Genomic DNA, 12,402 nt, shown 5'->3' with positions numbered 1-12,402 from the left:
GATCGCCGGGCGCGCTGACACCGGGCAGCCACGGCGCTGACACCGGTGGCGGCCCGGTGTCCGGCGACGTCAGTGCTGGTCAGTGCTCGTCGTAGTGCGACTGGTGCGCGGCGTGGCGGTGGCCGTCGTGCAGGTAGTCGACGTGGTCGCCGTGCGGGACGGCGACGTGGCCGCAGCCCTCGCCGTGCTCGTGCGGGTGCGCGTCGTGCGCCACGTGCGAAGCGGGTTCACATTCGTCGTAGTGGCCGTCGTGCGCGCGGTGCAGGTGTCCGTCGTGGACGTAGTCGACGTGCTCGCCGTGGGGCACCGCGACATGCCCGCAGCCCTCGCCGTGCCGGTGGTCGTGGCCCGTGTGTTCGGCGTGTGCGGTGGTCATGATCGGCTCCTTCCGGATTCGCGGCCACGCTAACACCGCGCGACGGCCCGCGCGCTCCGCGTGAACACGATCGGGTCACCCCAGCAGCAGCCTCCGGGCCTGGGCCAGCCGGTCGACCTGCTCGCGCCAGTCCCCGCCACCGATGCCGAGCACGAGGTGGCCCACCCCGGCGGCGGCGTACTCGGCGAACCGGTCGGCCGCGTCGTCCGGGGTGCCGGTGATCGGCACCCTCCGCGCCCGCTCGATGGCCATGCCGTAGCCGCCGGCGATCTGCTCGGCCAGGTCCGCGGCCGAGGTGCCGCCGAAGGAGACCACCCCGCCCACGGTCACCGTCGGCAGCGGCCGCTCGTACTCCCCCGCCAGCTCGGCCAGCTGCCCCCGGCCCCGGACCACCTCGTCCACCGGGATGAGCGAGGGGAACCAGCCGTCCCCGAAGCGCGCCGCCCGCCGCCTGGCCACCGCCGAGTCGTTGCCCACCCAGATCAGCGGTGACCGGACCGCGGGCGCCAGCTGGACCACCGGCGCGCCCGGTTCGTGCGCGAACCGCACCGGCTTGCCGGCCAGCAGCTCCGGCAGCAGTTCCAGGGCGAGGTCCGTGCGCCTGCCCCGTTCGGTGAAGGGCACCCCGGCCGCCGCCCACTGCGCCGCCCCGCCGCCCGACCCGACCCCCAGGACGAGTCGGCCGCCGGAGAGGTGCTGCAGGCTGGCCAGTTGCTTGGCGGCCCAGGCCAGCGGCCGGATCGCGGGCACGAACACGCTGGTGCCGATGCGCACCCGCTCGGTAACCGCGGCGGCGGTGGCCAGCCCGGCCACGCTGTCCAAAGTGGACATGCCGGTGGCCAGGTGGTCGCCCATCCAGACCCCGTCCAGGCCGGCCGCCTCCGCGTGCCGGGCCGCGTCCCGCAGGTCGAGCCCCTGTTCGAGCTGCGCCGCGACCGACGGCAGGATCACCCCGATCTCCATCATGGGAACGATCCTGGGACCTCGACCATGCTGGAGGTCAAGGGTCAGTCGTGCAACTGCCCCAGGAATTCCAGCAGCAGCCGCTCCCGCAGCCGGGCCGGGGCGGCCGCGAGCAGGGTGTTGACCTCCGCCATCCGGGTGGGCAGCGCACCGGCGTCCCCGAGTCCGGCCGCCGCGAGCAGCCCGGCGAACTGCTCCGAGGTGAGTTGCGCGGGATCCAGCGCGGCGACGAACTCCAGCACCCGCGCGTCCACCTCGACCGGCCCGGCCGCGCGCGCCGCGGCCACCGCCGCTTCGAGATCGGCCAGGAACTCGCGTTCGTGGCCCCGGTTCGCCGCCGACAGGGTCAGGTGCAGGTTCGCCGGGGAGACGCCGTGCGCGAACTGCGGCTGGACGTACCAGTCCCGCGCCGACATCTCGTCGGCCACGGTGAACAGGTCGAAGCCGGGGGTGCCGTCCAGCGCGAGTGCCACCAGCGTCGAGTCCGGTGACCCGAGCACGCGCAGGCCGCCGATCTTGTCGATCCCGGCGGCGATCTCCTCCGCCGCCGCCCGCGCGTCGAGCGCCAGCCGCCGGTAGCGCTCGGGCCCGATGTGCCGGACCACCGCCCACGCCGCCGCCAGCGGACCGCCCGAGCGGGTGGACTGCACGGTGGTGTTGAGCATCGTGTAGCCGGGCCAGTCGGCGCTGGCGAAGTAGTGCCCGCGGCGCAGTTCGGCGTTCGCGTGCAACAGGACCGAGACGCCCTTGGGACAGTAGGCGTACTTGTGCAGGTCGACCGAAACGCTGGTCACGCCCGGCACCTCGAAGCCGAACGGCGGCGCGCCGAGGTGCGGCAGCACCCAGCCGCCGATGCAGGCGTCGACGTGCATGCGGACGCCACTGGCCGAGGCGGCCGCGGCGATCTCGGCGATCGGGTCGAGCACGCCGTGCGCGTAGGACGGCGCGCTGGCCACCACCAGCACGGTGTGCTCGTCGATCGCGGCCGCCATCGCCGCCGGGTCGGCGCGGAAGGTCACCGGGTCGACCGGCACCGGGATGGCGCGCACGCCGAAGAAGTGCGCGGCCTTGTGGAAGGCGGCGTGCGCGGTCTCCGGCAGCACCATCGACGGCTCGCGCACGTCCGGGGCGCCGGTCCGCGCGGCGAGCACCGCCAGCAGGCAGGATTCGGTGCCGCCGGAGGTCACCGCGCCGACCGTGTCCGCCGTGGCGCCGACCAGTTCCGCGGTCGCGGCCACCAGGTCGTTCTCCAGGCGCAGCAGGCTGGGGAACGCGGTCGGGTCGAGCCCGTTGGCGTGTGCGGCCAGCGCGTGCGCCCCGGCCGCCAGTTCGTCCACTCCGGACAGTCCGCTGTCGTAGACGTAGGCCAGCGTGCGGGCACCGTGCGTGGGCAGGTCGCCGGCGCGCAGGGCGCGGAGTTCGGCGAGCACCTGTTCGGCGGAGCTCATCGGCCCGGTTCCAGGATCGACTTGCGCAGCAGCGGCAGCGCGATCGCCACCAGGATCGCGGGCAGCAGCGAGAAACCGAGCAGCACGGCGGTGATCGCGCTCTCCGGCTGCGCCGCCGCCGCGTCCACAGAGGACACATACCCGCCGAGCTGCAGGATCAGGCCGAACAGGCTGGGGCCCAGCGCCAGGCCGAGCGTCTCGCCCGCGGTCCACACCCCGGCCGCCACCCCGGCGCGGGTGGCGCCGGTGCGTTCCTCCTCGGCGGTGATCAGGTCGGGCAGGATGGCCAGCGGGAACACCTGGATGCCCGCGTAGCCGATGCCTGCCAGCGCGACGAAGACGAAGAACACCGGGGTCGGCAGCACCCGCGCGAGGAGCAGCCCGAGCAGGGCGACGGCGAAGATCGCGGTGAAGATCCGCAGCCCGGTGACCTTGCCCCAGCGGCGCCCGAGCGCCATGCACAACGGCATCACCAGCAGCGCGGGACCGACGAACCCGGCGAAGAGGAAGGTCTGCAGGCCGGGGTCGCCGAGCACGTGCCTGGCCAGGTAGCTGACCCCGGCGAGCAGGGTGCCGATGCCCAGTGACTGGACGAAGTAGACCCCGAGCAGCCAGCGGAAGGCACGCCACTCGCGCATGGTGGTGAGCAGTTCACGCCAGCTCGTGGTGGGCTGGCGGACCTTCGCCACCGGGGCGGTGCGGATGCTGAAGTACACCCCGAGCGCACCGGCCAGGATGATCACCCCGACCGCCACGCCCATCGCGCGGTAGCCGGGCACACCGCCGAAGATCTCCACGATGGCGGGCGCGCCGCCGCCGGAGACCAGGATGGCCAGCGCCAGCACGCCGATGCGCCAGCTGTTGAGCCGGGTGCGTTCCTCGTAGCCGGGGGTCAGCTCGGCGGGCAGCGCGTTGAACGGCACCTGGAAGAAGGCGAACGCGGTGGCGCACAGGAAGAACACCGCCACCACGTACCCGGCGTCGAGCCAGGTCCGGCCGAACCCGGGGTGCGCGAACAACGCGGCGAACAGCACCGCGACGCCGATGCCGCCGAACAGCAGGAACTTCGCGCGGCTGCCCGACTTGGCCAGCCGGGCGTCGGAGATGCGCCCGGCCACCGGGTTGAACAGCACGTCCCACGCCTTGGGCACCAGCACGATGGCCCCGGCGATGGCGCCCGGCACGGCCATGGTGTCGGTGAGGTAGGGCAGCAGCAACAGCCCCGGCACGGTGCCGAAGGCCCCGGTGACGAACGAGCCGACCGAATATCCGAGCCGTGTCTTGAGCGGGAGCACGGCGCTGACTGTATCCGTGGCCAGGTCACTTCGGGGCAGCACGGGGGCGATCAGCCCACCACGAACGCCCGCGAGGTGCCGCTGAAGGCGGTGACGGCGCCGGTGATGCCGTGCTTCCAGTCGCCGTGGTGGACCAGGCGGTACTTGCCAGGGGCCGCGCCGGCCGGGATGTCCCAGGTGAGCACCGCCTTCGACTCGCCGAGCACGGTCCGGGCCCAGCGGTACTTCGTCGCCCAGTCGCCGTCGTCGGCGTGGCGCACCCACGTGCCGCCGACCAGCTGCTGGACCTCGAGAAAGGTCCGGCGCAGATTGTTCTTCGGGTGCCCGGTGACGAACTCGACCAGCACCTGCTCACCCCGCCGGTAGCTGCTCTTCGCCTCGGTCAGCACGTCGCCGAAGTTCTTGAACATCGGTGCGCTGTCGAAGACCACGCCCGGCTGGAAGTTCAGCTGCTTGCCGGTCAGGTCCCGTGGCCGGGGCCCGGGCTCGACCGGCTCGCCCGCGCGCATCGCCGCCGCCAGCCGCGCGAACTCCTGCTGGTAGGCGGGCAGGGTGTAGCGGCCGAACAGGGTGGACGCGCCCTCGTACTGCTGCGAGTCGTACTCCTCCGGCGTGGTCACGTACTGGCTGTAGGCGTTGGCGTACCCCTGCACCAGCACGTTCTCCAGCGGCACCCCGAGTTCGGCGGCGACCGTGCGGCGCAACCGAAGCCCGGCCACGATGGTGAACTCGGCGGGCCCGGCGACCAGGTACAGCGAGCCGATGCGGACCAGTTGCAGCGGCAGCACCTCCGGCGCCCACGGGTACGGCTTCATCGCGCCGAACGGCACCACGACCACCTTCGGCGCCTGCGCGTCGGCCAGTTCCTTGGACACCGGCGCGTCCATGCCGCCGAGCGCGTCGAGGAACGGGTTGCGGATGCCTTCGGGCAGCGGCAGTCCCGGGCCGTCCTCGGTGCTGCCCGCCAGCATGGAGGCGCCGATCGCCGCGGTGCAGGTGCGCCGGGGCGTGCCGTCCGGGGTGAACCGGCCGTCTACGTCCACTGTGGACATGTCCACGAAGGACATCCGGAAGTCGATGGCCCCGCCCACCGGGCGGCTCGCGTCGTAGGCCCGCTTCGCCGCGCGGTACTGGCGTTCCCCGATGATCCTGGTGTTCTCGAACTCGTCCTCGGTCGGGCCGGAGCCGGGCTTCAGGTTGAGGTTCGGCGACATGTCCCCGGAGTTGGTCTGCGGGAAGCTGGCCACGAAGGCCGCTTTGCCGTCGAGGTAGCGCACTCCGGCCTGGTCGTGCTCCCAGTGGTAGGCGGCGTAGCCCTTGTTGTCGCCGCTGATCAGCTTGTTGGCGTTGGTCATCGAGGTGCCGTGGGTGGCGAACCAGCAGATCGCGCCGGTGTCGCGGCCCTCCTGCGCCAGCCGCAGCACGGTCATCGCCGGATCGATGGACAGCGGGAAGAAGGCCTTGTCCGCGGCGGGGTTCAGCTCGAACGCGGTGCGCGAGCGGTTGGCGCTGGCGTCGGTCAGCTCACCGCGGCCGAGGCTGATCGTGCCGGGGCGCAGGTCCTCGTGCGCGGCCTTGATCGCCTCGACGATGCCGCCGACCACGGCGTCGAAGGTCTGCTCCTGGAAGCCGAGGATGGACAGGTTGTAGGCGGCGTAGTGCGAGTAGCCGCCGCAGCCCGCGTGCGTGTGCGTGGCGTTGAGCAGCACGTTCTGCTCGGTGTAGAGGTTGCCGTACGCCTGGGCGAGCTCGGCGAGCACGGCCTGGTGCACCGACTGGAAGATGGCGCCGAGATCGGCGTTGACGAAGGCGATCCGGCGGGTGCCGTCGTCGATGACGTAGGCCCGTGCGCGGGTGCGCTGGTGGATGCCCGCGGTCTGCTGCTGGGGCATGGAGTAGCCCATCATGCCGTTCTCGGCGGCGGGGCCGGTGACGTCGGCGATGCCGATACCGATGCGGTAGCCGCTCGCTTGCGCGGTGCTCGCCTCGGCGGTCGCCTGGGTGCTTGCCTGAGCGGTGCCCGCCTGGGTGCTCGCCGCCTGGGCGGTGCCCGCGCCGAGCGCGCCCAGCGGAACCGCGGCGGCACCCGCCAGAACCTGCCTCCGGCTGACCGGCATGCCGCCTCCTCGTTGACCTCGGCGAAATGTGAATGCGCTTCACGTTCACCGAGGAGGCTACGTGACCGGCCTCACCCTGCCAAGCCCTGATCCGGCGGGGCACGGCAGCGATCCGCGCCCCCGCCGAGTGCAGTGAATGATGCTCCTATTGAGGTCAAGGGGTTGTTGTGAGGTTGGCCATGTCTGTGGTGATGGTTCGGTGGATTTCGCGTGCGACGTAGCGTTTGAGGCAGCGGATGATGTGTCGTTTGGGGAGGCCTTCGCGGGTGCGTCGTTCGAGGTAGGCGCGGGTGCGGGGGCAGTGGCGCAGGCGGACGATCACTATTCGGTGGAGGGCGGCGTTGGCGTGGCGGTCGCCGCCGCGGTTGAGGCGGTGGCGGTTGTTGCGGCCGCTGCTGGCGTCGATCGGGGCGGTGCCGCAGAGGTGGGCGAACTGGGCTTCGGTGGTGATGCGGTCGGGGTTGTCTCCGGCGGTGGCCAGGAGCTGGGCGGCGGTGTCGGGGCCGACGCCGAACACGGCGGTGGTGGCGGGCAGGACCTGGCGGGTCAGGGTGTTCAGGTCGGTTTTGGCGTCGGTGATCTCGGTGGTGAGGTCGGTGATGCGCCGGGCGAGGCGGCGGAGCGCGGTTTTCGTGGCGTTGACGGGGCTGGTGAGGTCGGTGCCGGGGCGCAGCCGGGCGCAGGCCCTGATCAGGGTTGTGCCGGTCAGGCCGGACAAGGATTCGCGTAGCGGGGCGGGGGCGGTGACGATCAGGGCGTGGAGCTGGTTGAGCGCGGCGGTGCGGGATTTGACCGCGCTGGTCAGCGCGGTGCGCAGGGCGGTGATCGCGGCGGCGGGCCCGGTGCCGGCTTTGGGGGTGGCCTCAGCGTGGCCGGCCAGGACGGCGCGGGCGGTGTTGATCGCGTCCTGGGTGTCGGTCTTTCCCTTGCGGCGGCGGGCATGCCGGTCGGGCTGGTTGACCTCCACCACCGTGACACCCTCGCCGGCCAGGTAGCGGGCCAGGCCCGCGCCGTAGGAACCGGTGCCCTCCACCCCGGCCGCGGACACCGTGCCGAACCCGGCCAGCCAGGTGCCCAGCGCGGTGTAGCCGGCGGTGGTGGCCGGGAAGGTGTGCGTGCCCAGTACCCGGCCGACAGGATCGAGCGCGGCGGCGGTGTGGGTGTCTTTATGGGTATCGACCCCGGCGATCACCGCGGTGTGCTGGGCAGTGTCGACGCCGGTGTGCTGATCAGTCATCCTGGTCTCTGCCGTCCCGTGGTGTTCAGTGGTCAGGGAGGGCACGTACCGGGCCAGCAGGGGTGGACAGCACAGTGATGGGTGTCCTGGTGGCACAGGCTCCTATCAAGTCACATCCCCTGGCCTGGTGACGTGCACGAACGGAGACCACCCCGGAACCGGCAGATCATTCGCAAGACAACCCCGGCCAGGGCGTCAGTGGCTTTCCGGGCCAAGCCCCGGGGCAGCCCCCGTCCATACACACCATCATCACTGTGGCTTTCACAGCGAAATCCGCTGTGAAAGCCACATTCACAGCGCGACGACACGACAGAGCAAGGCGCGAGGGTTACGAGACCACGTCCGCGATCTTCCGCAGTGAGGCGGCATCCCCCCGGACCAGCAGCGTGGTGACCACCGTCTTGTCCCACTCCGCCAGTTCCTCGCGGATCTTCGACGGCGGCCCGATCAGCGAGATGTCCTCCACCAGCGCGGTCGGGATCGCCGCGGCGGCCTCCTGCTTGCGCCCGGCCAGGTACAGCTCCTGCACCTTGCCCGCCACGTCCTCGTACCCCATGCGCACGAACACGTCGTGGTGGAAGTTCATGTCCTTGGCCCCCATGCCGCCGATGTAGAGCGCGAGCGACGGCTTGATCAGCGCGGCCGCCTCTTCCACGTCGTCGTGCACGATCACCGGCGCGGACGCGGGGACCTCGAAGTCGGCGAAGGTGCGCCGCGCACCCGGCCGCGCGAAGCCCTCTTCCAGCGCCGCGCGGTAGAACGCGTCGCTCTTCGGGGAGAAGAACAGCGGCAGCCAGCCGTCGCAGATCTCGGCCGAGAGGGCCACGTTCTTCGGGCCTTCCGCGGCCAGGTAGATCGGCAGGTCCGTGCGGTACGGGTGCACGGTCGGCTTCAACGGCTTGCCCAGCTTCGCCCCACCCGGATGGGGCAGCTGGTAGAACTCGCCGTCGAAGGTGACCGGCTCCTCCCGGGCCAGCACCCGCCGCACGATCTCCACGTACTCGCGGGTGCGCGCCAGCGGCTTCGGGTACGGCTGCCCGTACCAGCCCTCCACCACCTGCGGGCCGGACGCGCCGAGGCCGAGCACGAACCGGCCGCCGGAGAGGTGGTCCATGGTCAGCGCGCTCATCGCGGTCGCGGTCGGCGTGCGCGCGGACATCTGCACGATGTTCGTGCCGAGGTTGATCCGCTCGGTGGCCGCGCCCCACCAGGCCAGCGGGGTGAACGCGTCGGAACCGTAGGCCTCGGCGCTCCACACCGAGTCGAAGCCGAGCCGGTCCGCTTCGGTGATCGCCTCCAGCGCACCCCGCGGCGGACCCGAGGACCAGTAACCGACGTGGTAGCCCAGCTTCATGAAGAGTTCCTCCTAGTTCGGCACCTGGGGTGCATAGTGGGTCGGACGGTCCCGTTCGTCCAGCGGGGGCAGGTTGCGGGCGGGCGTTTCCACCAGCGGCGCGGTCGCCGGGGCCCGGCCGGACACCCGCCGCCAGCCCGCGCGGGCCCGCGGGTGGTAGCGCCGGTCGAACGGCACCAGCTTGAACGCCGCGTTGATCAGCCGCCCGGTGAGCCGGTGCAGTTTCGCGTCGCGCGCGGTCCAGGGGTAGCCGAGCTTCTCCCGGATCGGCGGGTCGTACATGCCGACGGTCAGCCAGACGAAGTTGCGCGCGACGAGCCCGCGCACCAGGCTCCACACCGGCGATGGCAGCCACCACATCGCGTTCGGCTTCGGGATCTCCTTGATGTCGAGCACGTCGCGGGTGGCCTTGTTGTCCTCCAGTACCTCGGTGCACATGTGGTGCCAGTACTCCTGGAACTCCTCCCAGGTCGCCGGCACCGGGCGCATGCTCATCCCGTACATCCGGTACCACTGGACGTGCTCGTCGAACATCTTCCGCTGCTGCGCCGCGGTCAGCCCGCCCATGAAGTTCTCCGCGATCAGCAGCGCGGAGACGAAGAAGGTGGCGTGCGCCCAGTAGAACGTGCCGGGGTTCAGCGCGTGGTACGGCCTGCCCCGCGCGTCGACGCCCTTGATCGTGTTGTGGTAACCGCGGACCGTCTTCGCCGTCTCGTGCGCGCGGGGACCGTCGTAGATCACTCCCCCGATCGGGTAGAGCGAGCGGAACAGCCGCTGCCAGCGCTCCTTGAAGAACTGCGAGTGCTCCTCCACCCCGGAGCCCAGCTCGGGGTGCATGTTCTGCATGGACCCGGCCCACAGCGCGATCAGCAGGCCGCGCCAGTCGCCGAAGTACTTCCAGGTCAGCGAATCCGGGCCGAGCGGCTCGGGCTCCTCTGCCATCCTCGCCCTCCTCAGTGTGACAACGTGTGTTGTCAAGATAGGATTGACAACGACCGTAGTCAACTGACGAGTAGGTAGGGTTCGACGATGCCTGGCCGGACCTGGGGTGGCACCACGCTCACCGATCGCAAGGCCGCGCGGCGCGCCCAGCTGATCGAGGCGGGCATCGACCTGCTCGGCGCCGAGGCGGGGCCCGCGGTGAGCGTGCGCGCGGTGTGCCGCCACGCGAAGCTCACCGAGCGGTACTTCTACGAGAGCTTCGCCGACCGCGACGACGTGGTGCTGGCGATCTACGAGCACGTCGGCCAGGCGGCGCGGCAGGCCCTGATCGACGCGGTGGGCGCGGGTTCGGCCGAGCCCGAGGTCCGCGCCCGCGCCGCCGTCACCGCCTTCGTCGAACTGATCATCGACGACCCGCGCAAGGGCCGCGTGCTGCTCCTGGCGCCGTTGAGCGATCCGGCGCTGTCCAGCCGGGGGGTCGAGCTGCTGCCCGCGTTCGCCGCGCTGATCCGCGGGCAGCTGCCGCCCGGTGCCGCCGAGGTCGACCGCGACATGACCGCGATCGGGCTGGTCGGCGCGCTCGCGAACCTGTTCATCGCCTACCTCGGCGGCCTGCTCGAAGTCTCGCGAGAGCACCTGATCGATCACTGCGTCCGGCTGCTCACCCGCGCCTGATCCCGCTCGGCCACCAGCTTCAGCGCGATGTCGATGATCATGTCCTCCTGGCCGCCGACGTACTTCGCCTCGCCGACGCGGTAGAGGATCTCGTGCGCCGGCACGCCGTAGCGCTCGGCGGCGCGTTCGGCGTGCAGCAGGAAGCTGGAGTACACCCCGGCGAAGCCCTGCACGATGGACGACCGGTCCATCACCGGCAACCGGGTGATGTACGGCTTGACCACGTTCTCCGCGGCCTCCATCAGCACGTCCTTGTCCACCCCGGTCCGCACGCCGAGGCGCTCGAAGGTGGCCGCGAGCACCTCCGTCGGCGAGTTGCCCGCGCCCGCGCCGAGCGCGGCCAGCGAACCGTCGATCTGACGCGCGCCGGCCCGGTACGCCAGCACGGAGTTCGCCACGCCGAAGCTGAGGTTCTGGTGCCCGTGGTAGCCGACCTGGGCCTCGTCGCCGAATTCGGCGACCAGCGCGGCCACCCGGTCCGAGGCGTCCTCCAGGATCAGCGCGCCGGCCGAATCGACCACGTAGACGCACTGGCAGCCCGCGTCCACCATGATCCGGCCCTGCTTGGCCAGATCGTCCGGAGTGGACATGTGCGCCAGCATCAGGAAGCCGACGGTCTCCAGGCCGAGCGCCCGCGCCGCGCCGAAGTGCTGCATGGACACGTCGGCCTCGGTGCAGTGCGTGGCGATCCGGACCGCGCCCGCGCCGAGGTCGGCGGCGGCCTTGAGGTCGTCGACGGTGCCGAGCCCGGGCAGCAGCAGGACGGCGATCTTCGCCTGCCGGGCCTCGTCGACCGCCGCGGCGATCAGCTCGCGCTCGTCGACCAATGAGAAGCCGTAGTTGAAGGTGGAGCCACCGAGGCCGTCGCCGTGGGTGACCTCGATCAGCGAGATGCCCGCGGCGTCCAGCGCGCGCACGGTGTCGCGCACGTTCTGCTCGGTGAACTGGTGGGCCATCGCGTGGCTGCCGTCGCGCAGGGTCGTGTCGACCAGCCGGACTTCGCTGGAGGTCATGCCGAAACCGCCTTCCGCTGCGCGAGCAGGTCGCCGACGCGGGCCGCGGCGGCGGTCATGATGTCCAGGTTCCCGGCGTAGCGCGGCAGGTAGTCGCCGTTGCCCGCGACCTCCAGGAACACCGCGACCCTGGCGCGGTCGTGCCAGCCCGGCCGCGGATCGTCGAACTGCGGTTCGGCGGTGAGCGTGTAGCCGGGTACGTACTCCCCCACCGCGCGGACGACCTCGTGGATGGAGTCGGCGATCGCGGCGCGGTCGGCGTCGGGGTCGATCGCGCAGAACACCGTGTCGCGCATGATCATCGGCGGCTCGACCGGGTTGATGATGATGATCGCCTTGCCGCGGCTCGCGCCGCCGACCTCCTCGATGCCGCGCGCGGTGGTCCGGGTGAACTCGTCGATGTTCGCGCGGGTGCCCGGCCCGGCCGAGCGCGACGAGACCGAGGCGACGATCTCCGCGTACGGCACCGGGGTGACCCGCGAGACCGCGTGCACGATCGGGATGGTGGCCTGGCCGCCGCAGGTGATCAGGTTGACGTTCGGGGCGGCGGCGTGCTCGCCCAGGTTGACCACCGGGCAGGTGAACGGCCCGACCGCGGCGGGGGTCAGGTCGATCGCCCGCATCCCGGCCTCGGCGTAGCGCGGGGCGTTCGCTTCGTGGGCTTTTGCCGAGGTGGCCTCGAAAACCAGCTCGGGGAGCTCGTCCTGGGCGAGCAGCCAGTCGACTCCGCCCGCCGAGGTGCGGAGCCCGAGCTCGGCGGCGCGGGCCAGCCCGTCGGACGCCGGGTCGACGCCGACCATGTAGCGGACGTCGATGTGCTCACTGCGGCGGAGCTTGACCAGCAGGTCGGTCCCGATGTTGCCGGGCCCGACGATGGCGGCGATCGTTGCCATGCGCTCTCCTAGATCGTTTCTCGAGCGGCGGAGCCGCTTGCTGTGGGCCGCCAGCTCGCACCGGCGCCTGAGGTTTCGCCACCCGCACC

At 71.6% G+C, this 12,402-nt stretch carries 11 protein-coding genes; 1 reads left to right on the top strand and 10 read right to left on the bottom strand.

Features of this window, described 5'->3' with window-relative positions:
- Nucleotides 1-79: 79 nt before the first annotated feature.
- The 8 genes from JYK18_RS30945 to JYK18_RS30910 form a co-directional block, all read right to left on the bottom strand.
- Nucleotides 80-376 (bottom strand): hypothetical protein, encoded by a 297-nt coding sequence (locus tag JYK18_RS30945; protein WP_206806967.1) that lies wholly within the window; start codon nt 374-376, stop codon nt 80-82.
- A 75-nt stretch (nt 377-451) separates the two neighbouring features.
- Complete coding sequence (locus JYK18_RS30940) at nt 452-1,342, bottom strand: LLM class flavin-dependent oxidoreductase (RefSeq protein WP_206806966.1); 891 nt, start codon at nt 1,340-1,342, stop codon at nt 452-454.
- Nucleotides 1,343-1,383: 41 nt separating this feature from the next.
- Nucleotides 1,384-2,787: an aminotransferase class V-fold PLP-dependent enzyme gene (locus tag JYK18_RS30935; RefSeq protein ID WP_206806965.1), complete on the bottom strand. Its 1,404-nt coding sequence runs from the start codon at nt 2,785-2,787 to the stop codon at nt 1,384-1,386.
- Complete coding sequence (locus JYK18_RS30930; RefSeq protein ID WP_206806964.1) at nt 2,784-4,082, bottom strand: MFS transporter; 1,299 nt, start codon at nt 4,080-4,082, stop codon at nt 2,784-2,786. The genes JYK18_RS30935 and JYK18_RS30930 overlap by 4 nt, the downstream gene beginning before the upstream one ends.
- Before the next feature lie 50 nt (nt 4,083-4,132).
- Entirely contained in the window at nt 4,133-6,199 is a 2,067-nt protein-coding gene (locus JYK18_RS30925; protein WP_206806963.1) for a neutral/alkaline ceramidase, read from the bottom strand.
- Between the two features lie 154 nt (nt 6,200-6,353).
- A complete protein-coding gene (locus tag JYK18_RS30920; protein WP_206806962.1) occupies nt 6,354-7,436 on the bottom strand; it encodes an IS110 family transposase in 1,083 nt (360 codons plus the stop codon).
- A gap of 328 nt (nt 7,437-7,764) precedes the next feature.
- A complete protein-coding gene (locus JYK18_RS30915; RefSeq protein WP_206806961.1) occupies nt 7,765-8,790 on the bottom strand; it encodes an LLM class F420-dependent oxidoreductase in 1,026 nt (341 codons plus the stop codon).
- Nucleotides 8,791-8,802: 12 nt separating this feature from the next.
- Nucleotides 8,803-9,732 (bottom strand): oxygenase MpaB family protein, encoded by a 930-nt coding sequence (locus tag JYK18_RS30910; RefSeq protein ID WP_206806960.1) that lies wholly within the window; start codon nt 9,730-9,732, stop codon nt 8,803-8,805.
- 87 nt (nt 9,733-9,819) lie between these two features.
- Here JYK18_RS30910 and JYK18_RS30905 point away from each other — a divergent pair, with 87 nt between their 5' ends.
- On the top strand, nt 9,820-10,407 hold the full coding sequence (locus JYK18_RS30905; protein ID WP_206806959.1) for a TetR/AcrR family transcriptional regulator: 588 nt from the start codon (nt 9,820-9,822) through the stop codon (nt 10,405-10,407).
- On the opposite strand, the gene dmpG is transcribed toward JYK18_RS30905, so the two are convergent.
- On the bottom strand, nt 10,377-11,420 hold the full coding sequence (gene dmpG, locus JYK18_RS30900) for a 4-hydroxy-2-oxovalerate aldolase (RefSeq protein WP_206806958.1): 1,044 nt from the start codon (nt 11,418-11,420) through the stop codon (nt 10,377-10,379). The genes JYK18_RS30905 and dmpG overlap by 31 nt on opposite strands.
- Nucleotides 11,417-12,313, bottom strand: a complete 897-nt coding sequence (locus tag JYK18_RS30895) for an acetaldehyde dehydrogenase (acetylating) (RefSeq protein WP_206806957.1) — start codon at nt 12,311-12,313, stop codon at nt 11,417-11,419. Before JYK18_RS30895 ends, dmpG begins: the two co-directional genes overlap by 4 nt.
- Between the last annotated feature and the right edge of the window lie 89 nt (nt 12,314-12,402).

The sequence above is a fragment of the Amycolatopsis sp. 195334CR genome, from assembly GCF_017309385.1.
In the GTDB taxonomy this organism is placed as follows: domain Bacteria; phylum Actinomycetota; class Actinomycetes; order Mycobacteriales; family Pseudonocardiaceae; genus Amycolatopsis.
Note: the sequence above shows the minus strand (reverse complement) of the source record. Positions and strands in the feature narration are given on the sequence as shown.

Bases quoted from the DNA above. Each gene is read 5' to 3' on its own strand.
- JYK18_RS30910 (WP_206806960.1), bottom strand. From the start codon at position 9,732: ATGGCAGAGGAGCCCGAGCCGCTCGGCCCGGATTCGCTGACCTGGAAG.
- JYK18_RS30915 (WP_206806961.1), bottom strand. From the start codon at position 8,790: ATGAAGCTGGGCTACCACGTCGGTTACTGGTCCTCGGGTCCGCCGCGG.
- JYK18_RS30905 (WP_206806959.1), top strand. From the start codon at position 9,820: ATGCCTGGCCGGACCTGGGGTGGCACCACGCTCACCGATCGCAAGGCC.
- JYK18_RS30945 (WP_206806967.1), bottom strand. From the start codon at position 376: ATGACCACCGCACACGCCGAACACACGGGCCACGACCACCGGCACGGC.
- JYK18_RS30935 (WP_206806965.1), bottom strand. From the start codon at position 2,787: ATGAGCTCCGCCGAACAGGTGCTCGCCGAACTCCGCGCCCTGCGCGCC.
- JYK18_RS30920 (WP_206806962.1), bottom strand. From the start codon at position 7,436: ATGACTGATCAGCACACCGGCGTCGACACTGCCCAGCACACCGCGGTG.
- dmpG (WP_206806958.1), bottom strand. From the start codon at position 11,420: ATGACCTCCAGCGAAGTCCGGCTGGTCGACACGACCCTGCGCGACGGC.
- JYK18_RS30940 (WP_206806966.1), bottom strand. From the start codon at position 1,342: ATGATGGAGATCGGGGTGATCCTGCCGTCGGTCGCGGCGCAGCTCGAA.
- JYK18_RS30925 (WP_206806963.1), bottom strand. From the start codon at position 6,199: ATGCCGGTCAGCCGGAGGCAGGTTCTGGCGGGTGCCGCCGCGGTTCCG.
- JYK18_RS30895 (WP_206806957.1), bottom strand. From the start codon at position 12,313: ATGGCAACGATCGCCGCCATCGTCGGGCCCGGCAACATCGGGACCGAC.